25 protein-coding genes and 1 pseudogene are annotated in these 24,434 nt (G+C 62.7%); 2 read left to right on the forward strand and 24 right to left on the reverse strand.

Annotated elements, in window-relative coordinates; all coding sequences use genetic code 11:
• Positions 1 to 101 precede the first annotated feature (101 nt).
• The gene (locus tag IB267_RS07720) at positions 102 to 782 is read left to right on the forward strand and encodes a Crp/Fnr family transcriptional regulator (RefSeq protein ID WP_192447065.1); all 681 of its coding nucleotides are present in this window, start codon (positions 102 to 104) and stop codon (positions 780 to 782) included.
• A 45-nt stretch (positions 783 to 827) separates the two neighbouring features.
• On the opposite strand, the gene ureG is transcribed toward IB267_RS07720, so the two are convergent.
• The 14 genes and pseudogenes from ureG to IB267_RS07790 all read right to left on the reverse strand — a co-directional run bounded on the left by ureG (position 828) and on the right by IB267_RS07790 (position 11,368).
• Complete coding sequence (ureG, locus tag IB267_RS07725) at positions 828 to 1,439, reverse strand: urease accessory protein UreG (protein WP_034794155.1); 612 nt, start codon at positions 1,437 to 1,439, stop codon at positions 828 to 830.
• Positions 1,440 to 1,517: 78 nt separating this feature from the next.
• Positions 1,518 to 2,189: an urease accessory protein UreF gene (locus tag IB267_RS07730; protein ID WP_192447216.1), complete on the reverse strand. Its 672-nt coding sequence runs from the start codon at positions 2,187 to 2,189 to the stop codon at positions 1,518 to 1,520.
• Positions 2,182 to 2,655 carry an urease accessory protein UreE gene (gene ureE / locus IB267_RS07735; protein ID WP_192447066.1) on the reverse strand — a complete coding sequence of 158 codons (474 nt, stop codon included), beginning with the start codon at positions 2,653 to 2,655 and terminating at the stop codon, positions 2,182 to 2,184. Before ureE ends, IB267_RS07730 begins: the two co-directional genes overlap by 8 nt.
• A 2-nt stretch (positions 2,656 to 2,657) precedes the next feature.
• Entirely contained in the window at positions 2,658 to 2,954 is a 297-nt protein-coding gene (locus IB267_RS07740) for a putative quinol monooxygenase (RefSeq protein ID WP_192447067.1), read from the reverse strand.
• 170 nt (positions 2,955 to 3,124) lie between these two features.
• Positions 3,125 to 3,664 (reverse strand): peroxiredoxin, encoded by a 540-nt coding sequence (locus IB267_RS07745; protein ID WP_192447068.1) that lies wholly within the window; start codon positions 3,662 to 3,664, stop codon positions 3,125 to 3,127.
• Positions 3,665 to 3,940: 276 nt separating this feature from the next.
• Positions 3,941 to 4,612: pseudogene (locus IB267_RS07750) on the reverse strand (TIGR02117 family protein).
• Between the two features lie 18 nt (positions 4,613 to 4,630).
• Positions 4,631 to 6,343 carry an urease subunit alpha gene (ureC, locus tag IB267_RS07755; protein WP_192447069.1) on the reverse strand — a complete coding sequence of 571 codons (1,713 nt, stop codon included), beginning with the start codon at positions 6,341 to 6,343 and terminating at the stop codon, positions 4,631 to 4,633.
• Positions 6,344 to 6,346: 3 nt separating this feature from the next.
• A complete protein-coding gene (locus IB267_RS07760) occupies positions 6,347 to 6,991 on the reverse strand; it encodes a Urease operon accessory protein (RefSeq protein WP_192447070.1) in 645 nt (214 codons plus the stop codon).
• 3 nt (positions 6,992 to 6,994) lie between these two features.
• On the reverse strand, positions 6,995 to 7,405 hold the full coding sequence (locus IB267_RS07765; protein ID WP_192447071.1) for a lysozyme inhibitor LprI family protein: 411 nt from the start codon (positions 7,403 to 7,405) through the stop codon (positions 6,995 to 6,997).
• Positions 7,402 to 7,707, reverse strand: coding sequence for an urease subunit beta (locus IB267_RS07770; protein ID WP_192447072.1), 306 nt, complete (start codon positions 7,705 to 7,707; stop codon positions 7,402 to 7,404). Before IB267_RS07770 ends, IB267_RS07765 begins: the two co-directional genes overlap by 4 nt.
• Positions 7,708 to 7,805: 98 nt before the next feature.
• Positions 7,806 to 8,108, reverse strand: a complete 303-nt coding sequence (locus tag IB267_RS07775; protein WP_192447073.1) for an urease subunit gamma — start codon at positions 8,106 to 8,108, stop codon at positions 7,806 to 7,808.
• Between the two features lie 124 nt (positions 8,109 to 8,232).
• Entirely contained in the window at positions 8,233 to 9,066 is an 834-nt protein-coding gene (locus IB267_RS07780) for an urease accessory protein UreD (RefSeq protein WP_192447074.1), read from the reverse strand.
• Between the two features lie 174 nt (positions 9,067 to 9,240).
• On the reverse strand, positions 9,241 to 10,215 hold the full coding sequence (locus IB267_RS07785) for a D-glycerate dehydrogenase (protein WP_192447075.1): 975 nt from the start codon (positions 10,213 to 10,215) through the stop codon (positions 9,241 to 9,243).
• A 142-nt stretch (positions 10,216 to 10,357) separates the two neighbouring features.
• Positions 10,358 to 11,368: an alpha/beta fold hydrolase gene (locus IB267_RS07790; protein ID WP_192447076.1), complete on the reverse strand. Its 1,011-nt coding sequence runs from the start codon at positions 11,366 to 11,368 to the stop codon at positions 10,358 to 10,360.
• Between the two features lie 194 nt (positions 11,369 to 11,562).
• On the opposite strand from IB267_RS07790, the gene IB267_RS07795 reads away from it, so the two are divergent.
• Positions 11,563 to 12,015: a MarR family winged helix-turn-helix transcriptional regulator gene (locus tag IB267_RS07795; RefSeq protein ID WP_043626778.1), complete on the forward strand. Its 453-nt coding sequence runs from the start codon at positions 11,563 to 11,565 to the stop codon at positions 12,013 to 12,015.
• 91 nt (positions 12,016 to 12,106) lie between these two features.
• Here the strand turns inward: IB267_RS07795 and IB267_RS07800 are convergent, their stop codons facing one another.
• The 10 genes from IB267_RS07800 to IB267_RS07845 all read right to left on the reverse strand — a co-directional run bounded on the left by IB267_RS07800 (position 12,107) and on the right by IB267_RS07845 (position 24,376).
• On the reverse strand, positions 12,107 to 13,225 hold the full coding sequence (locus IB267_RS07800) for a branched-chain amino acid ABC transporter substrate-binding protein (protein ID WP_043626781.1): 1,119 nt from the start codon (positions 13,223 to 13,225) through the stop codon (positions 12,107 to 12,109).
• A gap of 114 nt (positions 13,226 to 13,339) precedes the next feature.
• Entirely contained in the window at positions 13,340 to 13,684 is a 345-nt protein-coding gene (locus IB267_RS07805) for a DUF6867 family protein (RefSeq protein WP_192447077.1), read from the reverse strand.
• Positions 13,685 to 13,708: 24 nt separating this feature from the next.
• Positions 13,709 to 14,434, reverse strand: a complete 726-nt coding sequence (locus tag IB267_RS07810) for an ABC transporter ATP-binding protein (protein WP_043626786.1) — start codon at positions 14,432 to 14,434, stop codon at positions 13,709 to 13,711.
• On the reverse strand, positions 14,434 to 15,318 hold the full coding sequence (locus tag IB267_RS07815; protein ID WP_043626789.1) for an ABC transporter ATP-binding protein: 885 nt from the start codon (positions 15,316 to 15,318) through the stop codon (positions 14,434 to 14,436). The genes IB267_RS07810 and IB267_RS07815 overlap by 1 nt, the downstream gene beginning before the upstream one ends.
• Positions 15,318 to 16,694, reverse strand: coding sequence for a high-affinity branched-chain amino acid ABC transporter permease LivM (livM, locus tag IB267_RS07820; protein ID WP_371742520.1), 1,377 nt, complete (start codon positions 16,692 to 16,694; stop codon positions 15,318 to 15,320). Before livM ends, IB267_RS07815 begins: the two co-directional genes overlap by 1 nt.
• Before the next feature lie 13 nt (positions 16,695 to 16,707).
• Complete coding sequence (locus IB267_RS07825) at positions 16,708 to 17,610, reverse strand: branched-chain amino acid ABC transporter permease (protein WP_192447079.1); 903 nt, start codon at positions 17,608 to 17,610, stop codon at positions 16,708 to 16,710.
• Positions 17,611 to 17,898: 288 nt separating this feature from the next.
• On the reverse strand, positions 17,899 to 20,325 hold the full coding sequence (locus IB267_RS07830; protein WP_192447080.1) for an FAD-dependent oxidoreductase: 2,427 nt from the start codon (positions 20,323 to 20,325) through the stop codon (positions 17,899 to 17,901).
• Between the two features lie 253 nt (positions 20,326 to 20,578).
• Positions 20,579 to 21,133, reverse strand: a complete 555-nt coding sequence (locus IB267_RS07835) for a sarcosine oxidase subunit gamma (protein ID WP_192447081.1) — start codon at positions 21,131 to 21,133, stop codon at positions 20,579 to 20,581.
• Positions 21,134 to 21,143: 10 nt separating this feature from the next.
• Positions 21,144 to 24,101, reverse strand: coding sequence for a sarcosine oxidase subunit alpha family protein (locus IB267_RS07840; RefSeq protein ID WP_192447082.1), 2,958 nt, complete (start codon positions 24,099 to 24,101; stop codon positions 21,144 to 21,146).
• The gene (locus IB267_RS07845) at positions 24,098 to 24,376 is read right to left on the reverse strand and encodes a sarcosine oxidase subunit delta (protein ID WP_090298248.1); all 279 of its coding nucleotides are present in this window, start codon (positions 24,374 to 24,376) and stop codon (positions 24,098 to 24,100) included. Before IB267_RS07845 ends, IB267_RS07840 begins: the two co-directional genes overlap by 4 nt.
• Positions 24,377 to 24,434 lie beyond the last annotated feature (58 nt).

The following is a 24,434-nucleotide window of genomic DNA, read 5'->3' on the forward strand; positions in this document are numbered from 1 at the left end:
CCTGCAAGCGCGGGCTTTTTGTTGTTTCTATTTGATCGAGGTCAAACCACGATCCGCAAAGCTCATTACCCTGACACCGGATTTTACTCAGGACGGGTACGATGAAGACGTTGCGATTGAACTCGAACGACAGAGCGGTGCTGCTCGGCTCCTGCTTTTTCGAAAAGCTGCCGGCGGCGGCATCGAGCGCCATTCTCGATGATGTCGTGGTTTCCACCCACGAGGAGCACGACATACTGTTTGGCCAGGGCGAGGCGCTGGACCATGTATTCTTCGTGCTTTCCGGCCTGGTGCGGCTTTACCGGCTGGGCAAGGATGGTCGCGAAGCGGATATCGCCGTCTTCCCGAAGGGCGAGCTTTTCGGCGAAAGCGCCATGTTCCTTGGCAACCGCGCCACCGCCAACGCCCAGGCGGTCGAGACGACGATGCTCGCGCGCATCGACAGCCGCAGGCTTCGCAAGCTGGCCGAACAGTCACCCGAGATCGCCGACGCGCTGATGCAGCTTCTGTGCCGACACGCGCAAATGGCCGAGGATTGCCTGGCCGAAGATCGGCTGCTGACGGCGCCGCAGCGGGTCGCAAGCTACATTCTCGGCAATTGCCCCGACGGCATCACCAACTTTTCCTTCCGCCTGCCCTTCCAGAAGAATGTGCTGGCCGGCAAGCTGGGCCTGGCGCCCGAGGCACTCTCGCGCGCCTTCTCGGCCCTTCGCCGCTCCGGCGTCACCGTCAAGGGCCGCGTCATCGAGATCCACGACCGGCAGGCGCTGGAGCGCTTCTGACGCACTGACAAGCTCAGGCGCCAGAAGCAACAAAAGCGCACGGCGTCAAAGCCCGCCGTGCAGCGTCAGGAAATCGACGATCCGGTTGATGCCGTCGCCGCGCTTCATGTCGGTAAAGACGAAGGGCTTTTCCGCCCGCATGCGCGTCGCATCCCGCTGCATCACGTCGAGATCGGCGCCGACGTAAGGGGCGAGATCCTTCTTGTTGATGACCAGAAGGTCGGACTTGGTAATGCCCGGCCCGCCCTTGCGCGGGATCTCTTCGCCCTGGCAGACCGAAATGACATAGATCGTCAGGTCGGCGAGATCGGGCGAAAAGGTCGCCGCGAGATTGTCACCGCCGGATTCGATGAAGACGACATCGAGGTCGGGAATGCGGCGGTTGAGATCGGCGATCGCCTGCAGATTGATCGTGGCGTCCTCGCGGATCGCCGTATGCGGGCACCCGCCGGTCTCCACCCCGACGATGCGATCGGACGGCAGCGCCTGCATGCGCACCAGCGCCTCGGCATCTTCCTTGGTGTAGATGTCGTTGGTGACGACGGCGACGGAGTACTTCTCCCGCATCGCCTTGCAGAGCTTGTCGGTCAGCGCCGTCTTGCCCGAGCCCACCGGCCCGCCGATGCCGACGCGAAGGGGACCGTTCTTCGATGCCATCTGGATGTCCTTTCAAGGTGGGAGCAATTCCGGGAAAGCGTGAGGCAGTTTCCGTCCGAAATCGCGCAGTTCTATGGGTTACGAACGGAAGAGCCGCGAATGCAGGCTCTCGTGTCTGAGCGCCGAAATATCCGCTGTTATCGTGGCCGAGCCGAGATCCTCCAGCGAGGCGCCGGCCGCCTTGACGGCAGTCGTGGCGATGGCCGGTTCGAGTGCTGCGATGACGCCGACGCCATCGCGCTGGCCGATTACCCCGCAGCGGATCGCCACGGAAACGGCGTTCGAGACCGAGGCGTTGAGGTAGGCGGCAAGCGCCGGCTCGAGGCCCGTTTCATGGGCGCCGGCAACGGCACCGACGGCGACCGGATAGGCGACACTCTGTGGCAGCGCATGGAGAACCGGATGTGGCCACGACCGCGCTGCCGCGACGAACGCCTGACCCTGCAGCATCGTTTCCATATGGCGCTCGCGGCTCCCCGCCAGGGCTTCGGCAAGCTCTGCCGCGGCAGCCAGACGGGCATGGTCGTTCACGGCGCAATAGCTCTCGGCCAGAAGCAGCGCGTCGTTCCAGCCGGAGCCCTGAGAGACGACGGTCTCAAGCCAGATGCGAAGCGCGCCGGCGTCGGTCACCAGACGGTCGTGAACGGCCTGCTCGAGCCCGCTGGAATAGGAAAAGGCGCCGACCGGAAAGGCCGGCGACATCCATGTCACGAGGCGAAGCAGCGCTTGCGTGTCGACCCGCTCAGCCATGGTGGTGGTGGCTATGGCCATGGTTGTGGCCGCCGGCATGGTAGGCGCCGCGCAGCGGATGGAAAGGCAACGAGATCTCGCTCACCGCCGCGCCCAGGCCTTCGAGCATCTGGCGGATCACCGGATCGCGGGCAATCAGGATGCGGTTTTCTTCGAACTGCGCCGGCAGGTGGCGATTGCCGAGATGCCAGGCAACCTCGATCAGATGCATCGCGTCGCGTGGGCGAATTTCATAAAGCGCTTCCGGTGCCGCGACGATGCGGATATGGCCGCCCCCCTCGAGCACCACGAGGTCGCCATCGGCGAGCATCACCGCTTCCTTGAGATCCAGCATCACCACATCGTCGTTTTCGAGATGCAGCAATTTGCGGCGCAGATGCCGCGCGTCATGCGTCAATGTCACGCTATGAAGCGGCACAATTTCGGCAGGGCCGGGCGAGAGAACCTCTGTCGAACGATAGGGCATCGTCAGAGAACCTCGACCTTTTCCGGCGTCACGAGCTCGATGCGCGCCTCGACCAGCAGATCGGCCATCGCCGCCTGAAAGGCCTTCAGATGCGGTTCCTCGAAATGCGCGTCGACGGCTGCCTTGTCCTTCCAGGTCTCGACAAACACCAGCACATCGGGTTCGGCCGGTTTGCGATAGAGATCATAGGTGATGCAGCCGGCTTCGCGCCGCGTGGCCTCGATCAGCGGTGCTGCAAGCGACACCACCTCATCCCCCTTGCCCGGGTGCGCGGTCAGGTAGGCGATAATGTAAACCATTGAACCCTCGATATCTTTTCTGTCGGCTACTTTAGCAAGAAAAAGCACTGGCGCCAGCGGCGAGCACGGCTTTTCACACGCCTGCGGCGACTGGGACCGCGCAAGAAAAAGCCCGAAGACCGGATCCGATCTTCGGGCTCTTTCCAATCAGGAACGGTAGACCGCTACCATCAGGCGGCGAGCTTCTGGGACTTCAGCGTCTCCAGAATGTTCTGCGGCGAGGACACGCCATAGGGGTCGCTGTCGCAGTTGTCGGAATAGCCTTCTTCCTCGAACCACTGCTCGACAACGCCGTTGTTGACGACGGCAGCGTAGCGCCAGGAGCGCATGCCGAAGCCAAGGTTGTCCTTGGCAACGAGCATGCCCATCTTGCGAGTGAACTCGCCGGAACCATCCGGGATCAGCTTGACGTTTTCGAGGCTCTGGGATTTGCCCCAGGCGTTCATGACGAAAGCATCGTTGACCGAGATGCAGTAGATCTCGTCAATGCCTTCGGCCCGGAAATCGACCGTCAGCTTTTCGAAGTCGGGCAATTGGAAGGTCGAGCAGGTCGGCGTGAACGCGCCCGGCAGCGAGAACAGCACGACGCGCTTGCCGGCGAAGTAATCGTCGGAGGACACGTCCTCCCAGCGGAACGGGTTCGAGCCGCCAACGGCCTCGTCGCGAACGCGGGTGCGGAACGTTACAGCGGGTACTTTTCTGCCAAGCATCGTCATCTCCTTTGGACCACGATGATCTGGGTCGGCTCGACCAAAATCATCAACGTGATCGTCTCTTGTAAGTTAGAGCGGGATACATGCGGGAAACCGCAAACCGCTCTGGCGCAGCTCTCGGTCGGCAGGTCTTGGGAGGATTGCTGGCAACCGAGGAAGGTCAACCGTCTTCCTATCGGATCTTGCGCGGCGGCGCAGCACGAAAGGCCCCAATTCACATGCAAGCATGGCAGCCATGCGGTGGCCGCATGGCTCCAATCGGCCCGTCATTGCTCAGTTATGGAGCCGCAGCGACAACCCAAGACTTGGCGGAACGGGGTTCCACAGGCCCGTCCTCAAGCCTGCCTCTCGCAACGCCCGCGCCGTTCATGTGTTGCAGCCCAAGAGCGCGTTGAAGCTGCCGCCAGCCTCGAAGAAGCGGTCGTTGCCATTGTAGGAAAAACCTTCGACCGGAACGACGGCTCCGGCCTCGCGGGTGAAGCTCTCGGCCACAAATTCGAGCAGCCGATCGTATCCCGCTTCGTTCAGCTCGAAGCCGGAGACAGCCGCCTGCGGCTCGACGATCCGGCCGGCGATATCCACATGCATGACCGAGCGGTCGAGTGTCAGTGCCTTGAACACCGGCCCGGCCTTCAGCTCCGACCAGGTCGGCGTTTCCAGATAGAAGGAGCGCCCGCCCCAACCGAAGATCAGCCATTCGGCCTGCGGATGCGCAAGCGGTACGCCGGCCGCCTCGACAAACCCGAACCGCGCCCGGGTCTCGTCCGTCAGGGGTATGGCGATGTCCGTGTGGATCGGGCCGGAAAGCAGAAGGATGCGGGTGCCCCCGGTTCCGGTCGCAGACACGGCAACCGGCAGGAGCGGCCGCGGCAGCAGGGTTCCTGTGACGACGGCAAGCACCGCCGCCAGCAAGCCGAGGAAAGCCCATTTCAGGCCACGCTTCATTCCCTGTCCCTGCCTGCTCTAGAACAGGAAGTAGCGCTGTGCCATCGGCACGACCGTCGCCGGCTCGCAGGTCAGAAGTTCGCCGTCGGCGCGCACCTCGTAGGTCTCCGGGTCCACCTCGATATGGGGCAGCAGGTTGTTGTGGATCATCGACGCCTTGCCGATGCCGCCGCGGGTGTTGCGGACCGCCACGAGCTGCTTGGCGACGCCGAGCTTGGCGGCAAGGCCGGCATCGAGCGAGGCCTGCGACACGAAAGTGACGGAGGAGCTGGTGCGGTTCTTGCCATAGGCGGCAAACATCGGCCGGTAGTGCACCGGTTGCGGCGTCGGAATGGAGGCGTTCGGATCGCCCATCGGCGCCATCGCGATCGAGCCGCCCAGCAGCACGAAGTCGGGCTTCACGCCGAAGAAGGCCGGGTTCCAGAGGACGAGATCGGCGCGCTTGCCAACCTCGATCGAGCCGATCTCATGGCTGAGGCCGTGGGCGATCGCCGGATTGATCGTGTATTTGGCGATATAGCGCTTCACCCGGAAATTGTCGTTGTCGCCGGTTTCCTGCGGCAGCGGGCCACGCTGTCGCTTCATCTTGTCGGCGGTCTGCCAGGTGCGGATCGCCACCTCGCCGACGCGGCCCATGGCCTGGCTGTCGGACGAGATGATCGAGAAGGCGCCAATGTCGTGCAGGATGTCCTCGGCGGCGATCGTTTCCTTGCGGATGCGGCTCTCGGCGAAAGCGATGTCCTCGGGGATCGACGGCGACAGGTGGTGGCAGACCATCAGCATGTCGAGATGCTCGGCGAGCGTATTCTTGGTGTAGGGCCGCGTCGGGTTGGTCGAGGACGGAATGACGTTCGGCTGGCCGCAGATCTTGATGATATCGGGCGCGTGGCCGCCGCCCGCCCCTTCCGTGTGAAAGGCGTGGATGGTGCGGCCCTTGATCGCCGCGATGGTATCCTCAACGAAGCCGCTCTCGTTCAGCGTGTCGGTATGGATCATCACCTGCACGTCGTATTCGTCGGCAACGCCGAGGCAGCAATCAATCGCCGCCGGCGTCGAGCCCCAGTCCTCATGCAGCTTCAGCGAGGTGGCGCCGGCAAGCACCATTTCCACCAGCGCGCCCGGCCGCGACGCATTGCCCTTGCCGGCAAAGGCGATGTTCATCGGGAAGCCGTCGGCCGCCTCGATCATGCGGGCGAGATGCCAGGGACCGGAGGTGCAGGTGGTCGCAAGCGTGCCATGCCCCGGCCCGGCGCCGCCACCAAGCATGGTGGTCAGCCCGCTCACCAGTGCTTCCTCGATCTGCTGCGGGCAGATGTAGTGGATGTGGCTGTCCATGCCGCCGGCGGTGATGATCTTGCCTTCGCCCGCAATGACCTCCGTGCCGGGACCGACGATGACGGTGACGCCCGGTTGCGTGTCCGGGTTGCCGGCCTTGCCGATGCCGGCGATGCGTCCGTCCTTGAGGCCGATATCCGCCTTGACGATGCCCCAGTGATCGACGATCAGCGCGTTGGTGATAACGGTATCGACGGCGCCCTCGGCGCGCGTCATCTGGCTTTGCCCCATGCCGTCGCGAATGACCTTGCCGCCGCCGAACTTCACCTCCTCGCCATAGGTGGTGAAATCCTTCTCCACCTCGACGAAGAGTTCGGTATCGGCGAGCCGCACCTTGTCGCCGACCGTCGGGCCGAACATGTTGGCATAGGCCGCGCGCGACATCTTGTAGGGCATGGTTCAGGCTCCTTGGGACGAAGAAGAAACGGGATGGAGGCGGCGAAGACGGCCGCCGGCCGCAAGCGCATCGACATGGCGACGCTCGGCGGCAAAGGGATGCCATTCCCAGCCGACATGACCGAAGCCGGCAAGAACGACATCGTCGTCAGGCGTCGCAAGATGCGCGAGGATATCGGCAATCACGATCATCCCGCTCGACGGAACGACGTAAGGGCCTGGCGAAAAGCCGGCGAGATCCTGCTCCACCTGCTCGTGCACGTCGACCGGAACAACGCGAAAGCCGCGGTTGGTCGAGCGGGCGAAGCTCTCGAAACCGACTGTGTAATCGTCGCAGAAATCGTCGAGGTCCGGATGCGTTTCCGCAAGCCCGGCGCGCATCGCGGCAAACTTCGCGCCGGAGCGAACGCACCAGATCTCCCGCGCCTGGCGCACCGTGGCGTTCGTCTTCCAGCGGCCACCGCCGAGCATGGAAATCCCCGGACGCCCGGTGTTGCAGACGGCGACGATATCGGTCCTGTGGCCGCCGGAGCCGACAGAGCGGCAATCGTTGAAGCGCACGACGAGATCGGCATTATCGATCGTCGCGCCGGCGCCGTCAGGCACCTCGCCATTGCCCACGATCATGATGACGCGGCGACCCTGCAATGATCAGTTCCCTTGGGTTTCGAGAAATTCGTTGAGTTCGGCGGTGCGCTTCTGCGTGAGCTGGGCAAGGCAGCCCGAAACCAGCATCGGCTCCGCCTGGCCGCCACGGGCCTGGAAGCCGGCGAACTCGCACTGGCCGTCGCGATAGCCGATCCAGGCGCGTTGCGCCGTCTTCAGCGCCTCGACCGCGCCGATATCGGCGCCTTCCAGCTCCTTGTCGACATTCTGCGCCGCCGTCATCGCCTGCCGGTAGACTGCATTCAATTCCGCGTCGGCCGCTTCATATTCCCGGTAGGCGCAGTCATTCAGATCCGGCTGAGTAATCGCATTCGCACAATCCACGTCCGGCTCGTCCTCGGCGAACGCCGGCGCAGCAAGCACCAGAAGCAGCCCGAGAACCGGCAGCGCCCTCATAGCTTGCCCATCACCTGCTGGCGGAAGCCATAGACCTCGCGTTTGCCGGAAAGCGGTATCAACGTCACCTGGCGCGTCTGGCCCGGCTCGAACCGCACGGCCGTGCCGGCGGGAATGTCGAGCCGGCGACCGTAGGCGGCCTTGCGGTCGAACTGCAGTCCCGCATTGGTTTCGGCGAAGTGATAGTGGCTGCCGACCTGGATCGGGCGGTCGCCGGTATTGGCGACTTCGATCGTCGTCGTATCGAGGCCGACATTGAGCTCGATCTCTCCGGCGGCCGCGATGATTTCTCCTGGGATCATGGTCTTCTCCTCAAGCCGCCCTCGGCCGGCCGCATGCTTCTTTCCCGCATTCAGACTTCAGGCGCCCTGCGCCCGAAAGCCAGGCACGCGCCCTGCGCCTAGCGGATCGGCTCGTGCACGGTGACGAGCTTGGTTCCGTCCGGAAACGTCGCCTCGATCTGGATGTCATGGATCATCTCAGCGATGCCCTCCATCACCTGATCACGCGTCAGCACCTGCGCACCCGCCTCCATCAGTTCGGCGACCGAGCGCCCGTCGCGCGCGCCCTCGACGACGAAATCGGTGATCAGCGCGATCGCTTCCGGGTGGTTGAGTTTCACACCGCGCTCCAGGCGCCTGCGGGCAACCATGGCCGCCATCGAAATCAGCAGTTTGTCTTTCTCGCGCGGGGTAAGATTCATGCGTCGCCACCGGTTGTTCGTGAAGCAATTCCCTGGGAGATCTGCGAAGCGGTCTTCCGCCAGGAATTACAAAGTTTCAATGCGTTAGATCGTTTCACTGTTTCAAATAAAAATGTGAAACGCGCTAGAGTACCCAGACTTTCGGCACAGTCTTCTGCTTGCGCAAGTGCGAAATAGCCGGGATGAGGATTTTTCTGAGCGCGAAGCCATCCGGCGCCACGAAACGGGCAACCAGCTTGTCGCGGCCATGGACCTGAAAATGGCTGATGCCGACGCCCGCTGCGCCATCGACGAGCGACCGAAGACGCGGCAGTTGGAGTTCGCAGTCCGGACCGACATAGAGCAGCGTGGCAAAGGCAGCCGCACCATCGAGCACCGCCTTGCGCTGGGCGAGACTGGCGACTTCTCCTGATAGGGCGAGATTGTCCGCATGCAGCAGTTTGCCCTCGCTACGGATACGCCAGCGATCGCGGAAGAGCCCGGTTTCCACTGCCTCGCCCATTGCCTTGCGGCCGAGCAGCACCGCTTCGACCGCGAGAAACGTCGAGTCTGAGGCAAGTTCCACCTCCAGCGAGCGCGAGAGCGAGGCCCGGTCGAAGAGGATCGTCTCCTGCGGCAGCCAGTCGACGCGCGCGCCGGCGGCAACCTCGATGCGGGTCGCCACTTCGACGGTATCGGCGCTCGCCTTGTAGATCTTCTCGCAGGCCTGCGTCGTCACCGTCACCTCGGTTTCGGCCCCTGCCGCGACCTCCCAGATCATCCGGTCGCCGCCGGTAAGCCCGCCGGAAGAATTGATGAGCACTGCCTCCATCGAGGTGTCGAAGGTCTTCGGCAGGCGGATCTTGGCGCAGCCTTCCTGGTAGAGTTCGGCAATGCGGCTGTGGCCGAGCGCCGCCTTGGCGACCAGCCGTCCCTTGCCCCAGGCCCGCTGCGGGGCGATGCGTGCTGCCTTGTCCATCTCAGACCGCTAAGCGGCGTCCTTCATTCCAGGCGCAGTGCCCATTGAACCCACCGCCTTATCTTGGCGCTATCGTCCGCATCGCGGCACGACAAGTCAAGTTATTGTTTTGCAAAGAAAATCGTCAGCATGCTGCATTTCCATGCAGGCTCTGCGCAGAAAACAGGCAGCCGCCTACGCCACGCGATCCGGCGGTTCGCGCCCGTCGAAAAACGCCGTGATATTGTCGACCACCTTCATGCCCATGGCGACGCGCGTCTCCTCCGTTGCACTGCCGAGATGTGGAAGCAGAACGACATTTTCGAGCCCGCGCAGACGTTCCGGCACGTTCGGTTCCGCCTCGAAGACATCGAGGCCGGCGCCGCGAATGACACCGTCTTCGAGCGCCGCAATCAGCGCCCGCTCGTCGATCACATCACCCCGCGCCGTGTTGACGAGGTAGGCGCTTTTCTTCATCAGGGCCAGGCGTTCGGCATTGATCAGGTGCCGGTTTTCGCCGCCGCCGGGGCAATGCAGCGACACGAAGTCCGCCACCTTCAGCACGTCCTCGACCGTGTCGAGTTGGCGGGCGCCATAACGGCTGGCCTCGGCAGGGTCGATGCGTGAGCGATTGTAGAAAACGACATCCATGTCGAAGCCGAAGTGGCAGCGCTTGGCCATCGCCTTGCCGATGCGGCCGAAGCCGATGATGCCGAGCGTCTTGCCGGTGACCTTGCCGCCAATCATGTGGGTCGGGCGCCAGCCGGTCCATTCGCCGGCCCTCACCTGCCGCTCGCCCTCGCCTGCCCGACGCGCGACCGCAAGCAGCAGCGTCATGGCGATGTCGGCGGTGCAGTCGGTCAGCACACCCGGAGTGTTGGTGACGACGATGTCGGCAGCCTTGGCGGCCGCAACGTCGATGTGATTGTAGCCGACGCCATAGTTTCCGAGGATCTTCGCGCGGAGACCGCCGCCGGCAAAGAGGTCGGCCGGAAGCCGGTCAGAGACCGTCGGTAGAGCTGCGTCATAGGTCCGTAGCGCTTCGGCCAGTTCTGCAGCTGTCAGCGGCACGTCCCCTTCGTTCAAGGTGACGTCGAAGCGCTCGGCAAGCACGTGCTCCACCGCTGCCGGCCAACGACGGGTGACGAGAATGCGGGGTTTCGAGCTCATGCCTGCCTCCGGATCAGAATCGCTGCGAGATAGTGCACGAAACGGCGCGACGCGACAGCTATCTCGATAAGCGAAACACCTATCACAAAAAGCAAAAAAGAGGCGCCGTTGCCGGCGCCTCTCATCGTGATTTTAACCGCCATCAGGCCTTTGCGAAGGCGAGCAGGTCGGCGTTGAGCTGGTCCTTGTGGGTGTCGGTGATGCCGTGCGGTGCGCCGGCATAGACCTTGAGCTCCGCATGCGGCACCAGCGTCTTCGAGGCTCTCGCCGCCGCATCGATCGGCACGATCTGGTCGTCATCGCCATGGATGATCAGCGTCGGCACGTCGAACTTCTTCAGGTCCTCGGTAAAGTCGGTCTGCGAGAAGGCGACGATCGAGTCATAGGTATTCTTGTGGCCGGCCATCATGCCCTGCAGCCAGAAACTGTCGATCATGCCTTGAGAGGCGACAACCCCCGGCCGGTTGAAGCCGAAGAACGGACCGGACGCGATGTCGCGGTAGAGCTTCGAGCGATCCTTGAGACTTGCCGCCTGCAGGCCGTCGAACACCTCCTTCGGCAGGCCGCCGGGGTTCTTGTCGGTCTTGACCATCAGCGGCGGCACCGCCGAGATCAGGCCGGCCTTGGCGACCCGGCCGGTGCCGTGGCGGCCGATATAGCGGCTGATCTCGCCGCCGCCGGTCGAAAACCCGGCGAGGAAGATGCCCTTGAGATCGAGTTCGTTGATCAGGTCCGCGAGATCGTCGGCATAGTGATCCATGTCGTTGCCGTCCCAGGGCTGCGACGAGCGGCCATGGCCACGCCGGTCATGGGTGACGACGCGGAAGCCGTTGGCGGCAAGGTGGAAGGCCTGCGCCTCCCAGCTGTCCGACGACAGCGGCCAGCCATGGCTGAGCACGACGACCGGGCCATCCTTCGGCCCCCAGTCCTTGTAATAGATCTCGACGCCATCGCGGGTGATGATGCGGCTGCCCATGGTGTTTGCTCCCTTCGTGCCGGACGCGCCGGCGGTTGATGCGGTGTTGGATGCGGCCTTGGCCGGCGTGTTGATGGCATTGACCGCGGCTGCCGTGGCGGCAGCGCCAAAGGCGGCCGAGAGAACCGTGCGGCGGGAGATGCTGTTGGCTTCGGTCTTGCTGATTGCCTTGCTCATGGAACGCTCCTTCTTCGCTGCGGTTGTGCCGCGCTACAGTTAGATATCTGACGATTAAATCGTGCACGATTTATATGCTTTTATATCGCTATCGATTAGATCGTGCACGACATTTATATCGCACCTACGCCACTGTCAATGACTTGCGATTATATCGTGAACGATTTATTTTGCGCGCATGACAGGAGAAAGCGATGACTGACACCAACTCCAAGAACGACGAGGCGATGCTGGCACTCGACAGCTTCCTCTGTTTTGCGGTCTATTCGGCAAACCACGCCTTCACGCGCATCTACAAGCCGCTGCTGGAGGAACTTGATCTCACCTACCCGCAATATCTCGTGATGGTGCTGTTGTGGGAGAAAGACGACCAGACGGTCGGCAGCCTCGGTGAACGGCTCTTCCTGGAATCGAGCACTTTGACGCCGATGCTGAAGCGCCTGGAGGCCGCCGGCTACATCGCCCGTGTGCGCGACAAGGCGGACGAGCGGCAGGTCCGGGTGCAATTGACCGACATGGGCAAGGCCTTGCGGCAAAAGGCAGTGGAAGTGCCGCGCGGTCTCACCGAAGCGACCAAGCTCGGCGCCGACGATCTCGAGCGACTCCGCGCAGAGGTCTCCTCACTCAGAGACACGCTGCTGAAATAGCCGACCGCTGCGCCGACACCTCACTAAAAAGAAAAGCCCGGCGATCGCTCGCCGGGCCCCAACCAGTCAGACACAAGGTCCGAAATCAGAACTACTCGTTCTGGAAGTAGTTGTACTTGCCGTCGTCACCCTTCTTCCAGGTGTACATGACGTAGTCCGGACGCGTGATGTCGCCCTTTTCGTCATAGCCGAGTTCGCCGATTGCGGTCTTGAACGGACCCTTTGCCTTGATGGCTTCGGCAACTGCCTGCGGGTCGTTGCCGCCGGAAGCCTTGGCAGCTTCGGCGATGACCTGGAGAGCGGCGTAGGCGTAGAGCGTGTAGGCTTCCGGTTCGAAGCCGGCAGCGCGGAACTTCTCGACGAGGTCCTTGGCAGCCGGGTTCTTGCGCGGATCGGGAGCGAACGTCATCAGCGTGCCGTCAACGGCGTCGCCGGCGATCGAAGCCAGTTCGTTCGAAACGATACCATCGCCCGACATCAGCGTAGCCTTCAGGCCCTGGTCCTTCATCTGGCGCATGATCAGGCCGGCTTCGGTGTGCAGACCGCCGTAGTAAACGATCGAAACGCCAGCTTCCTTCATCTTGGCAATGAGCGCCGAGAAGTCCTTGTCGCCGGTGTTGATGCCTTCATAGAGGGCTTCGGTAAGGCCGGCTTCGTTCATCGACTTCTTGGTTTCGTCGGCAAGGCCCTGACCATAGGGGGTCTTGTCGTGAATGACGGCGATCTTCGCGTCCTTGAAGTTTGCGGCGAGGTAGGCACCGGCAACTGCACCCTGCTGGTCGTCACGGCCGCAGGTACGGAACGTGTTCCAGAGACCGCGCTCGGTGAACTGCGGGTTGGTGGAGGCCGGCGTTACCTGCAGGATGCCGTTTTCTGCGTAAACTTCAGAAGCCGGGATGGACACGCCCGAGTTGAAGTGACCGACAACGAACTTCACACCGTCAGCAACGAACTTGTTGGCGACCGAAACGCCCTGCTTGGCGTCCGAAACGTCGTCGCCGAGCACAACCTTGATCTGTTCCCCATTGATACCGCCGGCAGCGTTGATGTCAGCGGCGGCCTGCTCTGCACCTTTCTGGAGCTGTGCACCGAAAGCGGCGTTCGGGCCAGTCAGCGGGCCGGCGACACCAACGAGAATATCAGCCCAGGCGCTGCCGCTGAAGGCAACCATAGCCGTCAGCGCGACCGCCGACAGAAGAGACTTTTTCATCTTGTTACTCCCAATTATTCGAGCGGGTCTCGTTACCAACCTGCGCAATGCCCACCATAGTTGCGCCGGTGTTTCTTTCGCACCGGCCGCGGCGGCCGGCGCGCGCTGTTCCCTTTATTTGGCTTTCCAGGAGAAAGGCGAAGCCTTCTCATAGAGCCAATAGTAGTTATTGGTCATTTGCTTGGTCCGGTAGTATCGGAAACCTGCGGTAGCAAACAACAAAAGCACGATCGTGTCCACGATATAGTAGTGCAGGCTGAACATCGTGCCCTCGAACAGAGCGTGATGGACGAACCGGATGCCAACCCCCAGCAACGCCACGTAGAGAAGAAGGCGTGGAAGCTCCTCCCAGCCTTCGGCGACGCTCTTGCCGGTGCGCCAGGCCGTCCAGCCGCCAAGGACGCAGCTTATGAACAGAAACTGCCAGACCGACGCTTCTTCGTAGAGAATTCCCTGCATGTCACTTGCTCCAGATGCGGCCCGTCAATGACGGCCGCCTTCGAGATAGGCCGCGCGCACTTCCGGATTGGCGAGCAGTTCCTTGCCGGAACCGCTCATGGTCACCCGGCCGTTGACCATCACGTAGCCGCGGTCGGAAAGCTTGAGCGCGCCGAAGGCGTTCTGTTCCACGAGGAAGACGGTCAGGCCTTCCTCCTTGTTGAGTTTCTTGATCGCTTCGAAGATGCCCTTGACGATCAGCGGCGCAAGACCGAGCGACGGCTCGTCGAGAAGCAACAACTTCGGACGGGCCATCAGCGCGCGGCCGATCGACAGCATCTGCTGCTCACCGCCCGAAAGCGTGCCGCCGCGCTGCGCCTGGCGCTCCTTCAGGCGCGGGAAAAGCGCGAACACCTTTTCCACGTCCTGGTCAAAGTGCTTCAGGTTGTCGAGGCTGGCGCCCATCTGCAGGTTTTCAAACACCGTCATGCGCGGAAAAATGCGTCGACCCTCGGGCGACTGCGCGATGCGCAGCCGGGCGATCTCATGCGTCGGCATGCGGGTGATGTCCTGGCCTTCGAAGAAGACCGAACCGGTACGCGCCTGCGGGCTGCCGCAGATGGTCATCATCAGCGTCGACTTGCCGGCACCGTTGGCACCGATCAGGCAGACGATTTCACCGCGGTGAACTTCGACATCGACCCCGCTGAGCGCGCGGATGTTGCCGTAGTAGGTCTCGACGGCTTTGACTTGGAGAAGAGGCGCCGTCATCAGTTGGTGCCCCCCTGCCCGCCTTCGATTTCCTCGATTTGTTCGATCACCTCTTCAACCTCTTCATCCTCGACACCCAGATAGGCCGCAATGACCCTCGGATCGTTCTTCACGAAATCCGGTGTGCCGTCGGAAATCTTCTGTCCGTATTCCAGGACCACCACGTGGTCGGAGATCTCCATGACCACGGACATGTCGTGTTCGATCAACAGGATCGACGTGCCGGTATCGGCGCGAATGCTTTTCAGCAATTCGTTCAGCGCCAGAGACTCGCGTGGATTGAGACCGGCGGCCGGCTCGTCCAGGCAAAGCAGTTCCGGCCCCGTGCACATGGCGCGGGCAATCTCGAGACGGCGTTGCGCGCCGTAGGAGAGGTCACCGGCCGGATCGTCCGCACGGTCGATCAGCGACGCCTTTTCCAGCCAGTGCTTGGCAAGGTCGATCGCCTCGCGCGATGCCTGGCGGTAGGCCGGGAAGCCGAGCAGGCCGAGGAACGTGTAGCCGGATGCCTGCATCAGCTTGTTGTGCTGCGCGACGAGCAGGTTTTCGAGCACCGTCAGACCGGAGAACATACGGATGTTCTGGAAGGTACGCGCCACCTTGGCGAGCTTGGTGATCTCGAAGTCCGGCAGACGTTCCAGCAGGTACTCCTTGCCGGCCTTCTGCTTCATCGTGATCATGCCCATCGTGGGCTTGTAGAAGCCGGTGATGCAGTTGAACACCGTTGTCTTGCCCGCTCCGTTCGGGCCGATCAGCGCGGTGATGTCACCGCGATAGGCTTCGAAGGAGAAGTCGTTGATGGCCATGAGACCGCCGAAGCGCATCGACAGGTGCTCAACCTTGAGAATGGGGTCTTTTGTCATTGTCGTCGTCTCGCGGGCCATCAACCGTGCCCTTCCTTGGTGAAGCTGCCGGAGACTGCCTTGCGTTCGTGCAGGAAGGCTGTCGGTTCGCGTGATCCGACGAAGCCGCGCGGCTTCCAGACCATGACGACGACCATGGCCAGGCCAAAGATCAGCATACGGTAGAGTTCAGGTGTGAAGTCCGGTCCGAAGACCATCTTCAGGAAGGAGAGTTCACGCAGGATTTCGGTGCCGCCGATCATCACGGCCGCAGCGACAGCGATGCCGGTGAGCGAGCCCATGCCGCCGAGAACCACGATCGCGAGAATGACCGCAGATTCCAGGAAGACGAAAGATTCAGGCGATACGAAGCCCTGGCGCACGGCGAAGAACGAGCCGGCGATACCGCCGAACATGGCGCCCGTGGCAAAGGCGGTAAGCTTGGTCGTCACCGTGTTGATGCCGAGCGAGCGGCAGGCGATCTCGTCCTCGCGCAGCGCTTCCCAGGCGCGGCCGATCGGCATGCGACGCAGCCGGATCGTCACGTAAGCCGTGAGCAGCGCAAGTGCCAGGATCAGGTAGAAAAGGAAGATCTTGTAATAGGCCGAGGACATCGGCAGGCCCATCAGCGCAGCAAAGCCATCCTTCGAGGCATCGAACTTGATGCCGAACAGCGTTGCCTTGGCGATGCCGGAGACGCCGAAGGTACCCTTCGTCACTTCCGTCCAGTTGATCAGCACCAATCGGATGATTTCACCGAAGGCGAGCGTGACGATCGCCAGATAGTCGCCGCGCAGACGCAGAACCGGGAAGCCGAGGATCATGCCCCAGAAGGCGGCAAGGATGCCGGCGACCGGAAGAAGAACCCAGAACGACAGCCCGAAATAGGTCGACAGCAGGGCGTAGGAATAGGCCCCGACCGCGTAGAAGGCGACATAACCCAGGTCCAGCAGGCCGGCGAGGCCGACGACGATGTTCAGCCCCCAGGCCAGCATCACGTAGATCAGGATCTGGATGCCGAAATTGTCGACCCACTTGAGCGAGCCCTGGATGCCGAAGATCGCGACGACGAGCGGCGGATAGACGAGCAGGAACGCGATCGCGAGCTTAGAGAAGTGGCGGGTGAAGAAGGTCTCCTCCTTCACCGCATCCTCGGCTTCGGCCTTGGCGGCCTTGCGCCGAGCCATAGCCGGTTGGACATAGGCGACCATCAGGAAGCGGCCGACGGCAGCGACGATCACGAAGATCGCCAGCAGGCCCCAGCGCTGGTTGAGGATCAGCTCGTTGCGGATGTTCTGGTCGGATTTGAGACCGACGAACAGCACGAAAAGACCGAGCGAAATCAGGCCCGCGAAGACAGCCTCGCGCAGGGCCCGCGCCGTCACGTCAGTGCCGGCGCTTGCAGTCGTAGAAGCAATGTTTGCCATGGAATTATACCTTCTCGACTTCCGGTCGTCCGAGAATGCCAGACGGCTTGAAGATCAGGACGATTGCGAGAATGGAGAAGGTCGCGACGTCCTTGTAGTCGATGGTGAAATAGGCTGACCAGAGGGACTCGATGAGCCCGATCAACAGTCCGCCGAGAACGGCGCCCGGCAGCGATCCGATGCCGCCGAGAACGGCCGCGGTGAACGCTTTGACGCCAGGCACGAAACCGTCGGTGAAGACGACGACGCCATAATACATCAGATACATCGTGCCGGCGACGGCAGCGAGTGCTGCACCCATGATGAAGGTCACCGAGATGGTGCGGTCGACGTCAACACCGAGCAGCGCCGCCATCTTGCGGTCCTGTTCGGTCGCGCGCTGGGCGCGGCCGAGCGGCGTCTTGTTGACGATGTACCAGAAGATCGAAAGCAGAGCCGCCGTGATGACGATGATGATGATCTGCTTCAGCGAGATGGTGATGCCGAAGACCTCGTAGACCGAGGAGACGAGCGGCGGGATCGGCTTGTTGCGCGGACCCTGCGTCACCTGGATGAAGTTCGACAGCGCAATCGACATGCCGATTGCGGTGATCAGCGGCGCAAGCCGGAACGAACCGCGCAGCGGCCGATAGGCCACCTTCTCGATCGTCCAGTTCCAGAGACCTGCGGTCAACATGCCGACGACCATCATCAGCAGGAGAGCAAGTACAACCGGGACGCCCCCGATAAATGTTGTGATAATAAGAAAGACAATCAAAGCAGCAAAGCCGCCGAGCATGAAAATATCGCCGTGGGCGAAGTTGATCATGCCAATGATGCCGTAGACCATGGTATAACCAATAGCGATCATACCATAAATAGACCCAAGAGTCAGCCCGTTGACGAGCTGCTGGACGAAATACTCCATCAATCTTCCCCTGGACCAGATCCATAACGGTCCGGTCTCTTGTTTTTTGAGCTCATTGTTGAGCGCTGTGTTTGCTCGATTCCATACCTCTTTCAAACGAAAAGGAAAGCTAAAAAACGCGACTTCATCAAAAACTTCCTCGATAAAATCGATTTGACGCTTTTACAGCCAGAAAAATCAAAATTTCCGCAGCTTTCGCCCGCGAAATCATCAACTTTAGTCGTAAAAGCGTCGGGTATTCTATGAAGCTTCGACGCTCGATTTCGGTCTGCACTCCACCAGGATTGCTCAGGCGCGCATGCGCTGACCGTTCGAATCGAACAGCGGATGCGGCTGAAGACGGGCGGGCAGGATCTCACCCAGGAGTTCGATCGACCAGCCATCGCTGCGGTCGGCGATCTCCTTCGGCACGTAGCCCATGGCGACCGAAACGCCGCTTGCATGCGCATAGCCGCCCGATGTCACCCAGCCACGCACGACGCCATCGAGGTAGATCGGCTCGTCGCCGATGACATCAGCGTCCTTCGCCTCGAGCAGGAAGGTTCTCAGACGTAGCGCGCCACCATCCGCCTTCTCCTTCACGGCCGCCGCCTTGCCGATGAAATCGGCATCCTTGCCAGTCGCGACAAACCGTCCAAGCCCGGCTTCGACCGGGCCATAGAGCGGACGATACTCGCGCGCCCAGCTGCCGAAGGATTTCTCGACGCGCAGTGCATTCAGAGCCCTTAAGCCGAACAGACGGATGTCGGACGTGGCGCCCTTCTCCATCAGCAACTCGAAGAGATAGCGCTGGTACTCCGGCTTCATCCAGATCTCGTAGCCGAGATCGCCCGTATAGCTGACCCGGCCGACGATCGCAGGCGCCATACCGAGGTCCATGCGGCGGATATCCATGAACGGGAACGCCGCATCGGAGACGTCGAGATGGGTAAGGCTCGCGAGCACATCGCGGGCCTTTGGCCCGGCGATCGACAGGCCGACCAGCTCCAGCTTCAACGCTTTCAGCGAAACCGCACCGTCCGCAGGCAGATGCGCCTCGAACCACCGCATGTGGTAGTCCTCGGCGATACCGGAACCGACGAGCAGGAAATCCTCCTCGCCGAGCTTGGCCAGGGTGAAGTCGCCGATCAGCTTGCCGTCGTCCTTCAGCATCGGCGCCAGCGCCATACGCCCCGTCTGAGGTATGCGGCAGGCCAGCATGCGGTCGAGCCACGCCTCCGCGCCTTTGCCGGTGATCGCATATTTGGCAAAGCCCGATGTCTCCATCAGGCCGACGCCTTCGCGCACGGCCCGGGCCTCCGCGCCCACGGTCTCGAAGTCGGTCGAGCGCCGCCAGGAGAAGGCGTCCTTGACGCCTTCGGGTGCAAACCACAGCGGCGTTTCAAGCCCGTAGGACGCGCCGAAGACGGCGCCTGCCGCCTTCAGCCGGTCGTAGATCGGCGTCGTCAGCAGCGGCCTTGCCGCCGGCAGCTCCTCGTTCGGATAACGGATCGAGAAGCGACGCGAGTAGTTCTCGCGCACCTTGGCATTGGTATAGGCAAGCGTGGCGAAATCGCCGTAGCGCGAAACGTCCATGGCAAAGACGTCGAAGCCGGGGTCGCCATGGATCATCCAGTTGGCGAGCGCCAGCCCGACGCCGCCGCCCTGGCTGAAGCCGGCCATGACGGCGCAGGCTGACCAGAAGTTCCTCAAGCCTCGCACCGGGCCGACCAGCGGGTTTCCGTCCGGCGAGAAGGTGAAGGGGCCGTTGATGATTTTCCTGATGCCGGCCTTGTTGAAGGCCGGGAAATGCCGGAAGCCCACTTCGAGCTCCGGCGAAATGCGGTCGATATCCTCGGCCAGCAGCTCATGGCCGAAATCCCAGGGCGTCGAGATCGGCGACCAGGGGCGACACGCCTTTTCATAGGTGCCCATCAGCATGCCGTTTCGCTCCTGGCGGAGATAAATCTCGCCGTCGAAATCGACGCAGTGCATCAGCTCCTTGCCGCGCGTCTGGTTGAACTCGATAACCTCGGGCATGTCCTCGGTGATGAGATACATGTGCTCCATCGCAAGCACCGGCAGTTCCAGGCCCACCATGCGCCCCACCTCCCGGGCCCAGAGGCCGGCGGCGTTGACGACGTGTTCGGCGATGATCTCGCCCTGGTTGGTGATCACCCGCCAGGAACCGTCTTCCCGCTGCACCAGATCCTCGACCTTGGTGTGCAGGTAGATCTCCGCACCGTTCCTCTTCGCCGATTTGGCATAGGCGTGCGTCGTGCCATAGGGATCGAGGTGCCCCTCGACCGGATCGAACACCGCGCCGACGAACTGGTCAGGATCGAGCAGCGGCATCAGGTCGTGCGCTTCCTTGGGCGTCAAAAGCTCCGCTTCGAGCCCCATGTAGCGGCCCTTGGCAAGGATGGACTTCATCCAGTCGAAGCGTTCCTTGGTGGCGGCGAGCATCATGCCCGAGGTCATGTGCAGGCCGACATCCTGGCCGGAATATTCCTCGATCTCCTTGTAGAGCTCGACCGTATATTTCTGCAGCTTGGCGACGTTGGGGTCGCCGTTGATCGTGTGCATGCCGCCAGCCGCATGCCAGGTGGAGCCGGAAGTAAGTTCCGATCGCTCGAGCAGCACGGCATCGGTCCAGCCGAATTTCGTCAGGTGATAGAGCACCGAACACCCGACGACACCGCCTCCGATAACGACGACCTTGGCATGGCTTTTCATGCGTACACTCCGTCTCCCCATGCTCCTGCCGGAGACATGGCCAAATTGTCAGGAAGAAACTCAGGCACGGCGACCGCTTGCTTCAGGCACAGAAGCGCAAGCGGCTGACGATGAAAGCCTAGTCAGAAAGACGGCGCCGATAAAGACACGGCTGCGAAGGACGCTTGTCCATTTCCGCCGTTTGCTGGCGGATGGGCGACCCGTTTGCGGCATTTCATGCCGCATTTGATTGCGGCCTCTTGAAGGGGCCGGTTCAGTCCGAGAAGGCGGCGGTAAGATCGAAGGCCCGCCCCATCTTCATCAGGTCTTCGAACAGCGATTCCGCGTAGCTCCGCGGCACGATCAGCTCGAACGTGTCCTCGTCCGTCCGGGCGAGATTGACCGGGATGTGACCGCAAAGCGCATTGGCGCTGCCGCCAACCGTGAAGGCTGTGGCATGAAGGTCGAGGCCGATACCTTTGGCGAGGATGCTGCGCACGTTCGGGCCGGCGATCCGGAAAACGACGCGCCCGTCGCTTTGGTCAACGACATAGGCACCACCGTAGCAAAGCGCTTCGAGCCGACGTACGAGCCCGCTCGGCGCTTCCACCTCGGAGACGACAAGCCACTCCCCCGGGCCCAAGAATCGCATGGACAAGTCGGACTGTGCGGCAATCGCCTGACGCACGGTCTCCTCGCGGCCGGCGCGTGCGAGAACCGTTGCCATCGTGCGCCAATGCCCGACCATCAGGTGGTCTGCCGCCGGCGACGTCGGCGCCGAGCGCAGTTTCTGCTCCAGTGCGTGGCGGTTGTTGTAGTCGCGAACCATCACCGCCTCCTCAGGCCTTCAGCTTTGCATTTTGCGGATCGACAAAGACCGGGTCGCAGACTTCGGCGACGATCTCCTGATCGCGCAGCTTGTCGAACACGACGACCTTCTCGCCATAGCGTTCGCGCCCGGATTTCAGGAAGGCGAGCGCGATGGCGTGGCCCAGGACCGGCGAGAAACCGGCCGAGCTCACCCAACCCTGGTCGTTCAGCGTCGAGGGCTTTGTCCCTTCCTTCAGAAGATGCGCTCCAGCCCGCATGTCCTTGTCGGCGTCGACGGGTTTCAGGCCGACGAGCTGCATGCGATCCGCCGCCGTCAGCCCGTAGCGGGTCGACAGGCGCTTGCCGATGAAGTCGGTCTTCTGCATCGAGAGCATACGGCCGAGCCCCGCATCATCAGGCGTCACGCGTCCGTCGAATTCGGCATGCGTCAGCAGACCCTTTTCGAGCCGCAGGACATTCAAGGCTTCGACGCCATAGGCACAGATTTCATGCGGCCGGCCAGCCTCCATGATCTGGTCGGCCAGCGCTTCGCCATAGCCTGCCGGCACCGCCAGTTCGAAGGCCAGCTCCCCGGAGAAGGAAATGCGGAAGAGCCGCGCCGACACGCCGCTTTTCAGGGCGATCTTGCGGGCGGACAGGAACGGAAACGCGCCGTCGGAAATGTCGCCATCGACGATCTGCTGCAGCACCGCGCGCGCCTTTGGACCGACGATCGCCATCTGCGCCCATTGGTCGGTCGACGAGGTGAAGCGGACTTCGAGTTCCGGCCAGAGCGCCTGGGCGCAATATTCCATATGCGCCATGACGGGACCGGCCATCGCCGTCGTCGTGGTGACGAAGAAATGCTCCTCGTCGAAGCGGCTGACGGTGCCGTCGTCGAAGACGAAACCGTCTTCGCGTAGCATCAGGCCGTAACGCGCCTTGCCGATCGGCAGCTTCAGGACCGGGTTGCAATAAAGCCGGTTGAGAAACTCCGCAGCGTCGGGGCCGAAGACCTCGATCTTGCCGAGGGTCGAGACGTCGCAGAGGCCCACATTGGCCCGCACATTCAAGACTTCGCGATCGACGCTGTCGCGCCAGGTCTTCTCGCCGGCGCGCGGGAACCACGCCGAACGGTGCCAGAGCCCCGCCTCAACGAAGGTCGCGCCGTTTTTCATCGCCCAGCCGTGCAGCGGCGACTTGCGCGCCGGTGCTGCATGTTCGTCGCGCGCCGTACCGGCAAGCGCACCGAAGGAGACCGGCGTGTAGAACGGCCTGAAAGTGGTTGTGCCGACCTCGGCCGGGCTGACGCCGCGCATGCCGGCGAGAATGCCGACGGCATTGATGTTGGAAAGCTTGCCCTGGTCGGTCGCCATGCCGTTGGTCGTGTAGCGCTTGGCGTGCTCCACGTGGCCGAACCCTTCGCGCAGCGCCAGGCCGAGATCCCCAGCATGCACGTCGTTCTGGAAATCGACAAAGGCCTTCGACTTGGCGCCCGGCACGTACCAGAGCGCTGCGAAGGAGGCCGCTTCCTCGCCATCGACGACGGGTCCTGCGGCCGAACTGGCGCTGAAGCCGAGGTCGGCGGCAATCGCTGCGGCCTTCTCCGCACCATCGAACAGGCAGCCGGCGAGCGTATAGATGCCGTTGGCCGCACCCACGGGACGCAGGCTGCGGCCGACGTCAGGCGCGACAAAGGCCTTCAGCTCCTCCGACCAGACCGGTCTTGCGCCGCGCTGGCAGGCCAGATGCACGATCGGGCTCCAGCCGCCGGACATGCCCAGCGCATCGCAGGCGATCATTTCCTCGTAGCCGGAGCGTTCGACGACGACGCCCTTGAGCCGTTGCCGGCCCTTGGTGTCGACGATCGAGGCCGAGCGGATGACCCTGATGCCATCGGGCGCCTGATCGGCTGCCTCAGCGCGGGCATCGACGATCGCCGTGATCGCGACGCCCTTGGCCGCAAGCGTCCGTGCTGTCCGGTAACCGGCGCTGCCGCTGGTAAAGATCGCGACTTGTTTGCCGGCGGCGACACCGTAGCGCTCGGCATAGGTGGTCATGGCGCCCGCCATCATCGCACCCGGGCGATCGTTGCCGCCGAACACCAGCGGCCGTTCCTCGGCACCGGTTGCCATCAGCGCGCGCTTGGCAACGATGCGCCAGACGCGCTCGCTCACAAGCTTCGACGATGGTTCGGCGACGTGTTTCTGCACGCGCTCGACCGCGCCGAAGACGTTGTCGTCGTACCAGCCGAAGACCGTGGTGCGCGAAAGCAGCGTGACGTTGGGCAGCGATTGCAGTTCGGCGACGATGCGGTCGGCAAAGACCGATGCCGGCGCGCCGTCGATGGTTTCGCTGGCGGAGAGCAACGAACCGCCGAGCCGGAAATCCTCATCGGCGACGATGACCCGGAGGCCGGCGCGGCCGGCGGTCAACGCCGCCATCAGGCCGGCTGGACCGGCACCGACGACGAGCAGGTCGCAGAACGCCCAGGACTTCTCGTAGCTCTCGGGATCGCGCTCCAGCACCGCCCGGCCGAGGCCCGCGGCGCGGCGAATGAAGGGTTCGTAGACCCGTTCCCAGGCCTGCTTCGGCCACATGAAGGTCTTGTAATAGAAGCCGGCGCCGAGGAACGGCGAAAGCACGCCGTTGACGGCCCCGACATCGAAGCCGAGCGACGGCCAGCGGTTCTGGCTTTTGGCAGTCATCCCACCATAGAGCTCGGCAACGGTCGCCTTGGTATTGGCATCGGTGCGCGCACCAGAGCCGAGAGTGACGAGCGCATTGGGCTCGGAAGGCCCGGCGCTGACGATGCCGCGCGGCCGATGATACTTGAAGCTGCGGCCGACGAGCAGCTGGTCGTTGGCAAGCAGTGCAGAGGCCAGCGTGTCGCCGGCAAAACCGCGCAGCGGCCGGCCGTCGAAGGTGAAGCTCAGCGTCTTGCTGCGATCGACGATGCCGCCGGAGGAAAGACGATAGCCGGTCATCGCGCCGCCCTCCGCGCAAACTCGGCCGCGTCGACGACGGAATAGACCTCGTGGGTCGCCGTATCGCGCTCGACTACCAGGAAGCGGCGACAGCCGGCGATGTGATGCCAATGCTCCAATGTGCGCCCACGCGGGTTGGCGCGCACATAGACGTAATCGTGCCAGGCCTCGTCCGAATCCATCGGCTCGGGACGCCCGCGCGAGGCGTCGCCGCGGATCGCGAATTCTTCCTTCGGTCGGACCCCGCAATGCGGGCAGGTAATCAGGCTTGCCATCGTCTTCCGTGTCCTGAAGCCGCGCTCCGGCTTCCTGTTCATTCCATACGGGCCAGCG

Source organism: Ensifer sp. ENS09 (assembly GCF_014852425.1).
Taxonomy (GTDB): Bacteria; Pseudomonadota; Alphaproteobacteria; order Rhizobiales; family Rhizobiaceae; genus Ensifer.